This is a genomic window from Microbispora rosea (genome assembly GCF_044460045.1).
Taxonomy (GTDB): domain Bacteria; phylum Actinomycetota; class Actinomycetes; order Streptosporangiales; family Streptosporangiaceae; genus Microbispora; species Microbispora rosea.
The window spans coordinates 248,165-263,041 of record NZ_JBITJO010000007.1 but is presented as its reverse complement, the minus strand read 5'-3'; the positions used below and the strand labels follow the sequence as shown (position 1 = coordinate 263,041).

Genomic DNA, 14,877 nt, shown 5'->3' with positions numbered 1-14,877 from the left:
TCGCGCTCACCGCCGGTTGTTCCGCGGCCGCTTGCTGATCGCGCGCGGCTCCGACGCCATCGCGGCGTCGTATCGGCCGTAGGCGTCGACGATGTCGCTCACCAGCTTGTGCCGTACGACGTCCGCGCTGGTCAGCCTGCTGAAATGGATGTCCTCGATGCCCTCGAGGATGTGCTGGACGACCTTCAGGCCGCTGTCCTGGCCGCCGGGCAGGTCGATCTGGGTCACGTCTCCGGTGACCACGATCTTCGAGTTGAACCCGAGCCTGGTCAGGAACATCTTCATCTGCTCGGGCGAGGTGTTCTGCGCCTCGTCCAGGATGATGAAGGCGTCGTTGAGCGTACGTCCGCGCATGTACGCGAGCGGCGCGACCTCGATCGTCCCCGCCGACATCAGGCGCGGGATGGAGTCGGGGTCGAGCATGTCGTGCAGCGCGTCGTACAGCGGCCGCAGATACGGGTCGATCTTCTCGTAGAGCGTGCCTGGCAGGAAGCCGAGCCGCTCCCCCGCCTCGACGGCGGGGCGAGTGAGGATGATCCGGTTGACCCGCTTGTTCTGGAGGGCCTTCACGGCCTTCGCCATCGCCAGGTACGTCTTGCCGGTGCCGGCGGGGCCGATGCCGAAGACGATCGTGTGCCTGTCGATCGCGTCGACGTACCGCTTCTGGTTGACCGTCTTCGGGCGGATGGTGCGGCCCCGCGCGGACAGGATGTCCAGGGACAGAACCTCGGCCGGACGGTCGGTGGCCTGCCGCAGCATGTGGATGCTGCGCTCGACCGCGTCGGGGGACAACTCGGCACCCGAGCCGACCAGCTCCACCAGCTCCTCAAAGAGGCGCACGACGACGCCGCTCTCCTCGGGACTGCCGGTGATCGTGATCTCGTTGCCCCGCACGTGGATGTCGGCGCTGAAAGCGCCCTCGATGACCCGCAGCAGCTCGTCACCCGACCCGAGGAGGCTGACCATCGGCTGCCCCTCGGGGATGACTACCTTGGCCTGGGTCTTGTGCATGTGCTGTGACTCGGACATGGGCGGCCCTTGCGGCCCTGATCGCCTCCCTAGCTCCCTCCCCACTTTAGCCGCTCAGCCGGGGGGCCAGGTGAGGCCCCGGCCGCCGAGAACGTGCGCGTGGACGTGGAAGACCGTCTGCCCGGCGCCCTCCCCGGTGTTGAGCACGATCCGGTAGCCGGTCTCGGCCACGCCCTCCTGCACGGCCACCGCGTGGCAGGCCTTGAGCAGGTCGTCGGCGAGGCCGTCGTCGGCCGCCGCCAGCGCGGCGGCGTTATCGTGGTGGGCCTTGGGCACGACGAGGACGTGGGTGGGGGCCTGCGGGTTGATGTCGCGGAAGGCCAGCGCCCGCCCGGCCTCCAGGACGATGTCCGCCGGGACCTCCTTGGCCACGATCTTGCAGAAGAGGCACTCGCTCACGCGCGAAAGCCTAGCCGTTGACGGTAGTTGATGACTGCAATGATCCCCCCGGCTAGTGTGAGTGTGCGAGACTGCACCAGAAAACCCCCCCTAGTGTCGGGCGAGGACACCGCTGGGCCATGCCCCCTCATGATTCGGAAGAACGTAAACCCCCCGGGGATGACGAGCGTCCTATTGATGTGACCACCGAGACCCTCGTGGCCGACAGGTCGTTGGGAGCGGTGCCCGTCGGATGGGATGCCGACATGGCCGTGACGGCGCTCTACAGCGCTCACTATCGGTCACTGGTGCGTCTCGCCGTGCTGCTGGTGCGTGACGTGGCCAGCGCGGAAGAGGTCGTTCAGGACGCGTTCGTCGCCCTTCATGGCGCCTGGCGCAGGCTGAGAGACACCGACAAGGCACTGGCCTACCTTCGCCAATCGGTCGTGAACCGATCGCGTTCCGTGCTGCGGCACCGAGCGGTCGTCGAGAAGTACGCGCCCAAGGGGCTGCCCGACGCGCCGAGCGCGGAGAACGGCGCGATCGGTGAACTGGAGCGTTCGGCCGTCATCGAGGCGCTTCGCGGCTTACCCAACCGCCAGCGCGAGGCGCTGGTGCTGCGATACTACGGCGACCTGTCGGAGGCCGAGATCGCACACGCGATGGGGATCAGCAAGGGCGCCGTGAAGAGTCACACGGCCCGCGGCATGGCCGCACTACGGATGGCACTGGAGCAGTTCTCATGACCTTCCCTCCCGACGACGAGTACGGCGAGTTGCTCCGCCGTGCCCTGCGCGCGGAGGCGGACTCGGTCGTGCCGTCTCCCGATGGACTCGAAATCATCCGCGGGCGGATCGACCAGCGCGGTCTGCGCGGCCTGCGGCACATGCTGTGGTGGCGCGTCGGAGCGGCCGCCGCCGGTGCCGTGCTCGTGGCGGGCGCGGTCGTGATGGTCGTCCCCGACCTGCGCGACCAGGTGGCGCAGTCGACGGGCATCGCCCCCGCCGGCGACGAGCGCGTGGACAAGGGGGACACCTCGTCGGTGACCCGGCCGCCCCACTCGGCGCCCTCGCAGCCGGTCGTGATCGTGCCCGTCACGCCGAGCCCGTCCCGCCAGCGGCCGAGCCCGTCCCCCACGCGCAAGACGGGCGCGACCACCAGGCCGTCGCCGTCGCCGTCCGATCCCTGCGTCACGCCCACGCCCCAGGCCGGGGTGATCGAGCCCGACGCGGCCCTCCCGCCGACGTGCTCGCCCGCGTCGGTGACGCAGCAGCCGCCCGTGGTAACGCCGTCGGCCTCGCGCCGTCCCTCGTCGGCTCCGCACACGAAGTCCGCGCCCCCGGTCACCCCGAGCACGACGCCACCGGAGACGACGACACCCGACCCGGCGAGCCCGACGCCCTCACCCTGACCCCCGGTCATCGGCCGGGGGATCCGCGGCCGGCCGTCACCAGCGGCCGCAGCGGGACAGCAGGACGGCCGCCGCGGCGACGCCCGCCGTCGAGGTGCGCAGCACCGTCGGCCCCAGCAGGGCCGGCGTGGCTCCCGCCGCCCGCAACGTGGCGATCTCCTCGTCGGTGACGCCGCCCTCCGGGCCGACGACCACCACGATGTCGCCCGGCTCCTGCGGCAGGGGCAGACGGCTCAGCGGCTCGGCCGCCTCCTCGTGCAGGACGACCGCGAGCGCCGCCGCCGAGACGAGCGAGCCGACCGCCGCGGTCGTGGCCTGCTCGGTCACCTCGGGCAGATGGAAGCGCCGGGCCTGCTTGGCCGCCTCGCGGGCCGTACCACGCCAGCGGGCGAGGGCCTTGGCGGCCCGGTCGCCCTTCCACTGGGTCACGCACCGGGAGGCGGCCCAGGGGACGATCACGTCGACCCCTGCCTCGGTCATCATCTCGACCGCGAGCTCGCCCCGGTCGCCCTTGGGCAGGCCCTGCACGACCACCAGCCTCGGCCGGGGCGGCGGAACCTCGAACCGGCGCAGCACCTCGGCGGTCAGCGAGTCCTTCCCCGCCGCCGTGACCGTGCACTCGGCCACCCGCCCCGCGCCGTCGGTCAGGTCGATCCGCTCCCCCGGCCGCAGGCGGCGTACGGCGGCGGCGTGCCGCCCCTCGGGCCCGTCGAGGACGATCGTGTCCGCCGCCTGGCCGGCCGCGTCCGACAGGAACACGGGAACAGTCATGCGATCAGCTCAGCGGCCGTTGAAGGCGTCCCGCAGGCGGGAGAAGAAGCCCTGCTGGCCCGGGGAGAACTTGCCGGGCGGACGCTCCTCGCCGCGCAGTTTCGCCAGCTCGCGCAGCAGCTCCTCCTGCTGCGGGTCGAGCTTGCCCGGCGTCTCGACGTTCACGTGGATCAGCAGGTCGCCCCTGCCGGTCTCGTTGAGCCGCTGGACGCCCTTGCTGTACAGGGGGATGACCTGGCCGGCCTGAGTGCCGGGCCGGATGTCGATGTCCTCCGTGCCGTCGAGGGTCTCGATCGCGATCGAGGTGCCGAGCGCCGCGGCCGTCATCGGGATGTGAACCGTGCAGTGCAGGTCGTCGCCGCGCCGCTCGAAGATCTGGTGCGGCCGCTCGACGATCTCCAGGAACAGGTCGCCGGGAGGCCCGCCACCGGGGCCGACCTCGCCCTCGCCGGCGAGCTGGATGTGCGTGCCGTCCTCGACGCCGGCCGGGATCCTGACCTTGATCGTGCGCCGGGTCCGCACCCGTCCCTCGCCCGAGCACTCCATGCAGGGGTGCCGGATGACGCTGCCGTACCCGCCGCACTGGGGGCAGGGGCGTGAGGTCATGACCTGACCGAGGAACGAACGGGTCACCTGCGACACCTCGCCGCGTCCGTGGCACATGTCGCAGGTGTCGGGGTGCGTGCCGGACGCCGCCCCGGAGCCCTGGCAGACCTCGCAGACCACGGCCGTGTCGACCACGATCTCGCGGGTCGTGCCGAAGGCCGCCTCCCCCAGGTCGAGCTCGACCCTGATGGTGGCGTTGCGGCCCCGGCGGGCGCGGGAGCGGGGCCCCCGCGCGCCGCCCGCCGAGCCGAAGAAGGCGTCCATGATGTCGCTGAACGGGAAGCCAGCGCCGAAACCGCCGGCTCCGGCCCCGGCTCCCGCGCCGCCGAACGGGTCGGCGCCCATGTCGTACATACGGCGCTTGCCCGCGTCGGACAGCACCTCGTACGCCTGGTTGATCTCCTTGAACCGCTCCTGGGTCTCCGGATCGGGGTTGACGTCCGGGTGCAGCTCACGGGCGAGACGGCGATATGCCTTCTTGATCTCTTCCTGGCTGGCGTCGCGCCGTACGCCAAGGGTCGCGTAGTAGTCGTTGGACACTTATGACCCCGCCAGGATCTGGCCGACGTACCGCGCCACCGCGCGCACCGCACCCATCGTCACCGGATAGTCCATTCGTGTCGGGCCCAGCACTCCGAGCCGGGCCAGTTCTCTGTCGCCCGAACCGTATCCGGCGGCCACGATAGAGGTGCCGCGCAGTCCGCTGTAGGGATTCTCGGATCCGATTCTGACGGTGATGTCGGACAGCCCGCCGGTCTCCCCCAGCAGGCGGATGAGGACGACCTGTTCCTCCAGCGCCTCCAGCACGCCGCGCAGGCCGACGCTGAAATCCGCCGCGGCGAGGTTGGCCGTACCGGCGAAGGCGATTTTCTCCTCGTGCCGCTCCACGAGCGTCTCCAGCAGCACGGAAAGGATCGTGGCCGCCACCGGCCTGTCCTCCGCGGGCAGCCGCTCGGGCACGTCGGCCACGGTCTCGGGCACCTGGGACAGCCCGCACCCGTCGAGACACGCGTTGAGCACGGCGCGCAGGTTGGCGATCCGGTCGTCGGCGATGGCCTCGGGCAGGTCGACCATCCGCTGCTCGACCCGTCCCGTGTTGGTGATCAGCACCAGCATGACCCGCCGCTCGGCGATCGGGACGATCTCCACATGGCGCACCGACGACCTGGTGAGCGAGGGGTACTGAACCACCGCGACCTGCCGGGTGAGCTGCGCGAGCAGCCGCACCGTGCGCATGACGATCTCGTCGAGGTCCACGGCCCCGGCGAGGAAGGTCTCGATGGCCCTGCGCTCCGCGCCCGACAGCGGCTTGATCTGCGACAGCCGGTCGACGAACAGGCGGTATCCCTTGTCCGTCGGCACCCTTCCGGCACTGGTGTGCGGCTGGGCGATGTAACCCTGCTCCTCCAGCGCGGCCATGTCGTTGCGGATCGTCGCCGGAGAGACGCCGAGGTTGTGCCTGTCCGCCAGGGCCTTTGACCCCACCGGCTCGTTGGTGGACACGTAGTCCTCGACGATGGCGCGCAGGACGGCGAGCTTGCGGTCGTCGAGCACTGTGCCACCTCCCTGTGCCTGGAAACACCGACTCTGGCACTCTGTGTTCCCGAGTGCCAAGTGTACGGCTACCACCCCACGTGGTGCGATAACGCGGAGACACCAGGACAAGCGAGCTGCAAATCGACCGCAAGCCGCATGGTCGACTCTTCACCCCATGCACGAGAATCAGACCTTCCCGCCGGCCGAGGCGACCATGCGGGTGCCCCGCCCCATGATGCCCCCGGCGCCGGCCGGCGCGACCTTGCGGCTGCCGCATCCCTTTCCCCCGCCGTACGCCGGCTCCCGGCCGGTCCGGCCGCGGCTGCTGTGGGTCTTCCTCTCCTGGGCGCTCTTCGTCGTCCTGCTGGTGGCGGGCGTCGGCGGGTTCGCCGGTGGCCTGTTCTCCACGCTCGGCGACGCCGCACCCGCCACGATCTTCTCCGGCGGGCAGTCGGTGAGCGTCGCGCTCGACCCCGCGGACAGGCCGGCGATCTACGCGGCCGTCGACCAGCCCACCGACGTCCGCTGTCAGCTCGGCGACGGCACCGATTCGCGGGTGCGGCTGACCCGCCCGGCCATCTCGCAGACCTTCACGCTGAACGGCACGACCTGGGAGCTGCTGTTCGAGGCCGGCGTGCCTGAGGCGGGCACCTACCCGCTCGCCTGCGAGGGCGACGGGGTGCGTTTCGGCGTCGGCAAGCAGCTCGCCGACGCGGCCGGCCTGCTGGTGGGCGGCACCGTCGCGCTGCTCACCCTGCCCACCGTCGGCTTCCTGGCCGCGCTGATCGTGACGATCGTCGTGCTCGCCCGTCGCTCCGCGGCCCGCCGTCGCAGGGCGTGATTTGCTAGCGTTCCCCGCATGTACGGGCGGGACGTGCTTTCCGGAGACTGGCGGCGGCCACGGCGAGGGCAGATCCCCGAGATCCCGGCCGAGCCCGACCTCGTGGTCGAGGACGCCGAGGGCCGTTTCTGCGGCGCCGTGGTGGCCTGCGACAAGGAGGCCGTGACACTGGAGGACCGGTTCGGCCGTCGGCGGGTGTTCCCGCTGACGCCCGCCGGATTCCTCCTCGAAGGCAAACCGGTGACGCTGGTGCGCCCTCAGGCCGGCGCGAAGGGGCCGCTGCGGAGCGCCTCGGGGTCGATCGCGGTCGAGGGCCTGCGCGCGCAGGTCGCCAGGGAGAGCCGCATCTACGTCGAGGGCGTCCACGACGCCTCGCTGGTGGAGAAGATCTGGGGGCACGACCTGCGGGTGGAAGGGGTCGTCGTCGAATACCTGGAGGGTGTGGACGACCTCCCGGCGATCGTCGAGGAGTTCGGCCCCGAGCCGGGCAGGCGGCTCGGGGTGCTCGTGGACCACCTGGTGCCCGGATCGAAGGAGAGCCGCATCGCCGCCCGGGTGTCCGGAGACGACGTGCTCATCGTCGGGCATCCGTTCGTGGACATCTGGCAGGCGGTCAAGCCCCGGGCGCTCGGCATCCCCGCCTGGCCGGACGTGCCGCGCGGCGTGCCCTGGAAGGAGGGCGTGATCGACGCCCTCGGCTGGCGGATGGACCCCCAGGAGGCGTGGCGGCACATCCTGGGCCGCGTCACGACCTACGCCGACCTGGAGCCCGAGCTGCTCGGCCGCGTGGAAGAACTGATCGACTTCGTCACGGGCTAAGGTGTGAGGTCCCGCACCAGGGCGTCCGCGAGCAGCCTGCCGCGCAGCGTGAGCACGGCCTGTCCCGCCTTGAACGCCTCCACCTCCAGCAATCCGTCCGCCAGCGCCCTCGCGCACGCCGTACGCGCCCGGGGGGCGAGGCCGGCGAGCGGGAGGCCCGAGGCGAGGCGCAGCTCCAGCATGACCCGTTCGACGGCCCTGTCCTCCGCCGACAGCACCTCGCGGGCGTGCGCGGGCGAGGCCCCGGCCGCCAGGCGCGCGGCGTACGCCGCGGGGTGCTTGACGTTCCACCAGCGGGTGCCGCCGACGTGGCTGTGCGCCCCCGGCCCGGCCCCCCACCAGTCGCCGCCGGTCCAGTACAGCAAATTGTGGCGGCAGCGGGCCTCGTCATCCGCCGCCCAGTTGGAGATCTCGTACCAGCTCAGGCCCGCGGCCGTCAGCATCTCCTCGGCGATCAGGTAGCGGTCGGCCGCCACGTCGTCGTCCGGCATCGGCAGCTCGCCGCGCCGGATCCGGGCGGCGAGCCGGGTGCCGTCCTCGACGATCAGGGAGTACGCCGAGACGTGGTCGGGCCCCGCGGCCAGCGCGGTCGCCAGGGAGGCCCGCCAATCGTCGTCGCTCTCCCCCGGCGTGCCGTAGATCAGGTCGAGGTTGACGTGCTCGAACCCGGCTTCGCGGGCCTCCCGCACGGCCTCGGCGGGCCGGCCGGGGGTGTGCCGCCGGTCGAGAACGGCGAGGACGTGCTCGCCCGCGCTCTGCATGCCGAAGCTCACCCGGGTGAACCCGCCCGCCCGCAGCTCCTTCAGGTAGGCCGGGTCCACGGACTCGGGGTTGGCCTCGGTCGTCACCTCGGCGCCGGGCCGCAGGCCGAACTCCTCGCCGATGGCGTCCAGGATCCGTACGAGGTCGGCGGCGGGCAGCAGGGTCGGCGTGCCGCCGCCGAAGAAGACGGTCTCCACGGGCGGCGCCGCGTCTCCCAGCACGCGCCGGGCCAGCCGGATCTCCTCGACCGCTGTGGCGGCGTAGTCGCGCTGCGCGGCGCCGGGCCCGAGCTCGGCCGCCGTGTAGGTGTTGAAGTCGCAGTAGCCGCAGCGTGTCGCGCAGAACGGCACGTGGACGTAGAAGCCGAACGGACGGGAGCCGAGCCCGTCGAGGGCCCCGGACGGCAGCTCGCCGTTCGCGGGGACGGGATCGCCGTCGGGAAGCATTGAAGGCACGCTCTCCAGTCTGCCGTCACTCGCGCCCTGCCCTCGACGCCTGATCTGGGATTACTGCCGGGAATCAGCGCTGTGTACACCTTTTTGGCACTCGCGCGAATATCGCGCGATATGCAGGTCCGGATCATTATCCTGGGCGCCCGCCCGGCCGCCGCCGCAACGCCGCGACAAATCATCGCATTTTCGGCGCCGGTCGCCGTTCACGCCGGGAAGCGGAACACCGGACGATTCTCGCGGCACCCGGGGAAGGGTTTCGGTCTTTCCTGCGGAAACTCAAGCCTGCGCCAGGGGCTTTTACCGGCCGCCAGGGAGGGGATCAACCTGGCCGAATGCGTTGATCTTTGATTGACGAGGCCGTTTCCGGTCCCGCGTACGGGCGGAACCGCGGTGCGCGCGGAAATCGCAGCAAAAGGGCATCAGATGCGGGTTGTCGGGGGTAATCATGCGTGAAAGCGACCGGGCGAACGACGAGGCGAGCGAGCTGACGCGACGCCGGTTCATCCAGTTCTCCGGCCTGGCGGGCACCACCATACTCACGGGCGCGGGCATTCTCACCGGCGCCGAGCATGCGCTGGCCGCGGCTTCGTCGACATGCGCCAAGGGCCCCGATCCCAAGAAGTGCGGCAAGACCACCGACTCGGACTCTCTCTGGCAGCACATGCAGAAGTGTCACGGCAACAACACCTGCCTGCAGAACCACGCCGACTACGTGGTGATGGGCGGCGCCAAGAGCAAGAAGAAGTACGTCAACTACATCCTCGTCCCCACCGAGCGGGTCAACGGCATCGAGTGCCCGTGGATCTGCGACAACAGCGCACCGAATTACTGGAGCGCCGCCGACTACTACGCCACCCAGCCTCCCACCGTGGTTCCCACCCCGGTGGGATTGGGGATCAATTCGAAGCAGGCCAGAGATTTCGACCAGTTGCACATCCACATGGCACAGGCGCGCTGGGAGTCCTGGCACGACCTCGCCGCCCAGGACAACCTGGCCGCCAGAACCGTGGCGAACTGGGCGGACTCGCGCGTGTCGGTCCGGGGCTTCAGCGAGACCCTCGGGATCATTCCGCACACCTACCGCGTGCTCATCTGGCCCGGATTCACGCACGACAACCTCTTCGCCACGCTCAGGAGCATGCTGGTCCGCGCCCTCGGACACGGAGCGACGACCGCCAAGGCTCAGGCGATCATGCAGTACCAGACGCTGATCGTGATACCTCGGCCCGCCGGCGGCTACTACATCGTCAACAGCGAGAAGGCCCTGCGCGACCCGAACAACCCCAAGCTGGTGGGAACCGACACCTGCGACCCCCTGCTTCTCATGCATCCGTGACCCGTCACCGCCCACCCCGCCGCACGTGGGCGGGGTGTGCGATGCCCCGGCCGCGCGGTCGCGCCACCGGGGCGGTCTCCAGGCCGCTGCCGGCCGCACCCCGCCATTGACGGCCTGATCACCCCGGTCTACGATCGCGGCAATTTACAGGAAACTTTCCTATAAAAAAGGGGTCGGGAGGCCGGCGTGCTCATGAGAAGGACCCTCGCCGTGGCGGTCGCCGCCACCCTGATGGCCGGATTAGCGCCGGCAGCGGCCCAGGCCACCACCGGCGGCGGGGACCGCTACAAGCGGGTGGCCTACTTCATCCAGTGGGGCATTTATGGACGGAACTTCCACGTGAAGGACGTGGAGACCAGCGGCGCCGCCGGGAAGCTGACCCACCTCAACTACGCCTTCGGGTTCGTCGGCCCCGAGGGCACCTGCTACTCCGCCGACCCCTGGGCCGACTGGCAGCGCCCCGTGCCCGCCGAGCAGAGCGTCGACGGCGCCGCCGACGCCGACGACCAGCCGCTCAAGGGCAACCTCGGCCAGCTCAAGAAGCTGAAGGCCCGCCACCCCGACCTCAAGGTCCTCATCTCCCTCGGCGGCTGGACCGGCTCCCGATACTTCTCCGACGCCGTCCTCACCCCCGAGTCCCGGGCCAAGCTCGCCGCCTCCTGCGTCGACCTGTGGCTCAAGGGCAACCTGCCCGGCCTGCCCCCCGGCGCCGCCGCCGGCGTGTTCGACGGAATCGACCTCGACTGGGAATGGCCGGGCTCCGCCGGAAACGACGGCAACGTCATCCGCCCCGAGGACAAGCAGAACTTCACCCTGTTCCTGGCCGAACTGCGCCGCCAGATGAAGGCCCACGACCGGCGCGACCAACTGACCGCCTTCCTCCCCGCCGCCGCAGCCAAGATCGACGCCGGCTTCGAGGTGCGGAAGGTCTTCGACCAGCTCGACTTCGCCACCGTCCAGGGCTACGACCTGCACGGCCCCTGGGAGAACCGCACCGGCCACCAGGCCAACCTGCTCACCGACCGGCGCGACCCCAACGACGTGAAGTTCAGCGTCGACCAGACCGTACGCGACTACGTCGGACGCGGCGCACCCAAGAGCAAGATCGTCATCGGCGTCCCCGCGTACGGCCAGGGCTGGACCGGCGTCACCTCCGGCGGCGACGGCCGGTACGCCACCGCCACCGGCCCCGCCCCCGGCACCTGGGCCCCCGGCAGCGACGACTACAAGAACCTCGTCAACAAGCCCGGCAAGCGCTACCGCGACCTGCTCACCGGCACCCTGTGGCTGTACGACGGCAACGAGTTCTGGTCCTACGACGACCCCGCCGTCATGCTGGAGAAGGCCGCCTACATCCGCCTCAAGGGCCTCGGCGGCTCCATGCTGTGGTCCATCGACCAGGACGACGCCAAGGCCTCCCTCACCACCGCCCTCTACTCCGTCCTCCGCTGACCGGCCGTGCGGCGGGGGTCCGGCTGGGCCCCTGCCGTGGTCGGGAGCCCCTCACGGGACATACGGGGGTATGCCCTACTGCGTCAGCCTCTCGATGGACGGCATGATCGTCTGCATGAAGATGGCGATGGTGGCGGGTGGACTGCTGGCAACCGCGGCTCTGCTGTCCGGATGCGGGTTGAAGGACGTCACTCAGGCAGCCAACCAGGCGACCCTCGATTACGAGGTGGAGGAGAAGGCCGCCAGGCTGGTCGTGTTGGGCGGTGCGGGTGACATCGTGATCAGCGAAGCGGCCGGCGGTGTCGTCACGGTGAGCGAAACCCTCCACTGGTCCTCGGGCAAGCCCACCACCGAGCACAAGATGGACGGCGATGCACTTGTGATCACGTACGACTGCCCGCACGCCATGGACAACTGCTCGGTGGACTACGACATCCGCGTGCCCAAGGGCATGCGGACAGAGGTGGAGACCGGATCCGGCGACATCCATCTCAGAGCCCTGGGCAATCCGGTCAAGGCGAAGGTGGGCTCAGGAGACCTGGAGGGCGCCGGGCTGACGGGCGCGGGTCTCGCAGTCGAGGCGGGCTCGGGTGACACCACGCTGAAGTTCGCCACCGCTCCCGACACCATCGATCTGGTGACCGGCTCGGGAACCGCGAAGATCACGCTTCCCGGTGGGCCGTACAACGTGGACGCCGAGGCGAAGTCCGGCGAGACGACGGTCGCGGTGGCGACCGATCAGAACTCGCCGCACAGGGTCGTCGCCCGCGCCGGTTCCGGCGACATCAGCCTCCTGCCCGCGTGACCGAGGTCACCGCGAACGGCGCCCTCGAACGGAGAGCGTCATCGAGAGGCCGGAACCGGCGGGCATTTCGTGATCAGGATGCGACGATGCCGCTGCGGTCTCCGAGCACGCGCTCGGCGACCCGGTCCCACTTGTCACTGTGGCCGGGAAGATCGAGGATCTGCAGCAGCAGATCCCGGTCGCCGTGGTAGGCCCGGAACGACTCGGCGATCGTCACGCCGTCCGAGGGCCGGTGGAGCACCTCGATCTCGTCACCTGCGCCGAGATCGCCCTGCTCGACCACCCGGAAGTACGCCCCGGTGCGGTTCGCGTCGGTGAAGCGCTTCACCCAGCCGCGCTCGTCCAGCCAGTTGCGGAACACCACGCAGGGGACGCGAGGGGCGGTGACCTCCAGGACGGCCGTGCCGATCCGCCACCGCTCCCCGAGGACCGCGCCGGTCACGTCGGCCCCGGACGTCGTGAGATTCTCCCCGAACTCGCCGTCACGCAGGTCGCGGCCCATGAGCGGCTCCCACCAGTCGTAGTCCTCCCGCGCGTACGCGTACACCGCCTGGTCCGGGTGGCCGTGGTTGGCGACATCGGCGCGCTCGTCGCCTGCCAGGCCGTTCTCGCGCACGGCGACCCGGCCCTCGATCTTCCGCTTGTCGATGGCGGTGCGCCGCAGGTTGCCGGCCCAGTCGGCGTCCACGGCCCGGCCCACGTTCACAGAGAGGATCCGCATGACCAAACGTTAACCGACGGTCATATTTCTCCGCGATGCGATTAAGTTCTGGTCAAACCAGGGACGCCTACTTCTTGTTCTTGTCCGGGGCCTCGGACGAGAGGGCGGCGACGAAGGCCTCCTGGGGGACCTCCACCCGGCCGACCATCTTCATCCGCTTCTTGCCCTCCTTCTGCTTCTCCAGCAGCTTGCGCTTACGGCTGATGTCGCCGCCGTAGCACTTGGCGAGGACGTCCTTGCGGATTGCGCGGATGTTCTCGCGGGCGATGACGCGGGCGCCGATCGCGGCCTGGATGGGCACCTCGAACTGCTGCCGCGGGATGAGCTCCTTGAGCTTCTTGGCCATCTCCACGCCGTAGGCGTACGCCTTCTCGCGGTGGACGATCGCGCTGAACGCGTCCACGGTCTCACCCTGCAGCAGGATGTCCACCTTGACCAGGTCGGCCTCCTGCTCCCCGGACGGCTCGTAGTCGAGCGAGGCGTAGCCGCGGGTCTTCGACTTCAGCTGGTCGAAGAAGTCGAAGATGATCTCGCCGAGCGGGAGCGTGTAGCGGATCTCGACCCGGTCCTCCGACAGGTAGTCCATGCCCTGGAGCTGCCCGCGGCGGCCCTGGCACAGCTCCATGATCGCGCCGATGAACTCGGACGGCGCGAGCACCGTGGCCTTCACCACCGGCTCGAAGATCTGGCCGATCTTCCCGGCCGGGAACTCCGACGGGTTGGTGACGACGTGCTCCCTGCCGTCCTCCATGATCACTCGGTAGATCACGTTGGGCGAGGTCGAGATCAGCGACAGGTTGAACTCTCGTTCCAGCCGCTCCCGGACGATCTCCATGTGCAGCAGGCCGAGGAAGCCGCAGCGGAAGCCGAAGCCGAGCGCCGCCGACGTCTCCGGCTCGTACACGAGCGCGGCGTCGTTCAGCCGCAGCTTGTCGAGGGCCTCGCGCAGCTCGGGGTAGTCGTCGCCGTCGATCGGATAGAGCCCGGAGTAGACCATGGGCTTGGGGTGCTCGTAGCCGCCCAGGGCCTCGCCGGCGGGCTTGGCCGCGTTGGTGACCGTGTCACCGACGCGAGACTGGCGCACGTCCTTCACCCCGGTGATCAGGTAGCCCACCTCACCGACGCCGAGCCCCCGCTCGGACGGCATGGGCTCGGGCGAGATGACGCCGATCTCCAGCAGCTCGTGCTGCGCGCCGGTGGACATCATCAGCACGCGCTCGCGCTTGGAGAGGTGGCCGTCGACCACCCTGACGTACGTCACGACGCCCCGATAGGTGTCGTACACCGAGTCGAAGATCAGTGCCCGGGCGGGCACGTCGGCGTTCCCCACGGGCGCCGGGACGTGCTCCACGACGTGGTCGAGCAGCTCCTTGACCCCCGCGCCGGTCTTGCCGGACACGCGCATCACGTCGGCGGGGTCGCAGCCGATGAGGCCCGCGATCTCCTCGGCGTACTTGTCCGGCTGCGCGGCGGGCAGGTCGATCTTGTTGAGCACCGGGATGATGTGGAGGTCGGCGTTCATGGCCAGGTAGAGGTTGGCCAGCGTCTGGGCCTCGATGCCCTGCGCCGCGTCGACCAGCAGGATCGCGCCCTCGCACGCCTCCAGCGACCGGGACACCTCATAGGTGAAGTCCACGTGGCCCGGTGTGTCGATCATGTTGAGGACGTGGCCGTTCCACGGGAGCCGCACGGCCTGCGACTTGATGGTGATGCCCCGCTCCCGCTCGATGTCCATGCGGTCGAGGTACTGCGCGCGCATCGACCTGTCGTCCACCACACCGGTGAGCTGCAGCATCCGGTCGGCGAGTGTCGACTTGCCATGGTCGATATGCGCGATGATGCAGAAGTTGCGGATCAACGCGGGGTCGGTCTGGCCAGGCTGAGTGCGCACCGAGGTCCGTTTCGACAAGATGACTGACTGCTGATCGGGCGGGCCGTCCGCCTCGCCTCGCGCTCGG

The 14,877-nt window shown here is 70.0% G+C and carries 15 protein-coding genes; 7 read left to right on the top strand and 8 right to left on the bottom strand.

What is annotated here, in order from left to right; genetic code table 11:
• Positions 1–6 precede the first annotated feature (6 nt).
• Positions 7–1,029, bottom strand: coding sequence for a PhoH family protein (locus ACIBK1_RS28655; RefSeq protein ID WP_036405284.1), 1,023 nt, complete (start codon positions 1,027–1,029; stop codon positions 7–9).
• Positions 1,030–1,083: 54 nt separating this feature from the next.
• Complete coding sequence (locus ACIBK1_RS28650; RefSeq protein WP_030506298.1) at positions 1,084–1,428, bottom strand: HIT domain-containing protein; 345 nt, start codon at positions 1,426–1,428, stop codon at positions 1,084–1,086.
• Positions 1,429–1,673: 245 nt separating this feature from the next.
• On the opposite strand from ACIBK1_RS28650, the gene ACIBK1_RS28645 reads away from it, so the two are divergent.
• A complete protein-coding gene (locus ACIBK1_RS28645) occupies positions 1,674–2,153 on the top strand; it encodes a SigE family RNA polymerase sigma factor (RefSeq protein ID WP_051761368.1) in 480 nt (159 codons plus the stop codon).
• Positions 2,150–2,818, top strand: a complete 669-nt coding sequence (locus tag ACIBK1_RS28640; RefSeq protein WP_030506300.1) for a hypothetical protein — start codon at positions 2,150–2,152, stop codon at positions 2,816–2,818. The genes ACIBK1_RS28645 and ACIBK1_RS28640 overlap by 4 nt, the downstream gene beginning before the upstream one ends.
• 36 nt (positions 2,819–2,854) lie before the next feature.
• Here ACIBK1_RS28640 and ACIBK1_RS28635 read toward each other — a convergent pair whose 3' ends face one another.
• From ACIBK1_RS28635 to hrcA, 3 genes are read right to left on the bottom strand one after another with little or no spacing between them, the layout of a single operon-like run.
• A complete protein-coding gene (locus ACIBK1_RS28635; protein WP_030506301.1) occupies positions 2,855–3,589 on the bottom strand; it encodes a 16S rRNA (uracil(1498)-N(3))-methyltransferase in 735 nt (244 codons plus the stop codon).
• Positions 3,590–3,598: 9 nt separating this feature from the next.
• Entirely contained in the window at positions 3,599–4,735 is a 1,137-nt protein-coding gene (gene dnaJ, locus ACIBK1_RS28630; RefSeq protein ID WP_030506302.1) for a molecular chaperone DnaJ, read from the bottom strand.
• Positions 4,736–5,749, bottom strand: coding sequence for a heat-inducible transcriptional repressor HrcA (gene hrcA / locus ACIBK1_RS28625; RefSeq protein WP_030506303.1), 1,014 nt, complete (start codon positions 5,747–5,749; stop codon positions 4,736–4,738).
• A 157-nt stretch (positions 5,750–5,906) separates the two neighbouring features.
• On the opposite strand from hrcA, the gene ACIBK1_RS28620 reads away from it, so the two are divergent.
• Complete coding sequence (locus tag ACIBK1_RS28620; protein ID WP_396738815.1) at positions 5,907–6,572, top strand: hypothetical protein; 666 nt, start codon at positions 5,907–5,909, stop codon at positions 6,570–6,572.
• 18 nt (positions 6,573–6,590) lie between these two features.
• Entirely contained in the window at positions 6,591–7,391 is an 801-nt protein-coding gene (locus tag ACIBK1_RS28615; RefSeq protein WP_030506305.1) for a DUF3097 domain-containing protein, read from the top strand.
• On the opposite strand, the gene hemW is transcribed toward ACIBK1_RS28615, so the two are convergent.
• Complete coding sequence (gene hemW, locus ACIBK1_RS28610; protein WP_396738813.1) at positions 7,388–8,608, bottom strand: radical SAM family heme chaperone HemW; 1,221 nt, start codon at positions 8,606–8,608, stop codon at positions 7,388–7,390. The genes ACIBK1_RS28615 and hemW overlap by 4 nt on opposite strands.
• Before the next feature lie 442 nt (positions 8,609–9,050).
• On the opposite strand from hemW, the gene ACIBK1_RS28605 reads away from it, so the two are divergent.
• The 3 genes from ACIBK1_RS28605 to ACIBK1_RS28595 all read left to right on the top strand — a co-directional run bounded on the left by ACIBK1_RS28605 (position 9,051) and on the right by ACIBK1_RS28595 (position 12,198).
• On the top strand, positions 9,051–9,941 hold the full coding sequence (locus tag ACIBK1_RS28605; RefSeq protein ID WP_396738811.1) for a CDP-diacylglycerol diphosphatase: 891 nt from the start codon (positions 9,051–9,053) through the stop codon (positions 9,939–9,941).
• A 192-nt stretch (positions 9,942–10,133) separates the two neighbouring features.
• On the top strand, positions 10,134–11,393 hold the full coding sequence (locus ACIBK1_RS28600) for a glycoside hydrolase family 18 protein (RefSeq protein ID WP_396738880.1): 1,260 nt from the start codon (positions 10,134–10,136) through the stop codon (positions 11,391–11,393).
• 115 nt (positions 11,394–11,508) lie between these two features.
• On the top strand, positions 11,509–12,198 hold the full coding sequence (locus ACIBK1_RS28595) for a DUF4097 family beta strand repeat-containing protein (protein WP_396738809.1): 690 nt from the start codon (positions 11,509–11,511) through the stop codon (positions 12,196–12,198).
• A 73-nt stretch (positions 12,199–12,271) separates the two neighbouring features.
• Here ACIBK1_RS28595 and ACIBK1_RS28590 read toward each other — a convergent pair whose 3' ends face one another.
• Positions 12,272–12,919 carry an MOSC domain-containing protein gene (locus ACIBK1_RS28590; RefSeq protein ID WP_030506310.1) on the bottom strand — a complete coding sequence of 216 codons (648 nt, stop codon included), beginning with the start codon at positions 12,917–12,919 and terminating at the stop codon, positions 12,272–12,274.
• A 67-nt stretch (positions 12,920–12,986) separates the two neighbouring features.
• Positions 12,987–14,810: a translation elongation factor 4 gene (gene lepA / locus ACIBK1_RS28585; protein ID WP_030506311.1), complete on the bottom strand. Its 1,824-nt coding sequence runs from the start codon at positions 14,808–14,810 to the stop codon at positions 12,987–12,989.
• Positions 14,811–14,877 lie beyond the last annotated feature (67 nt).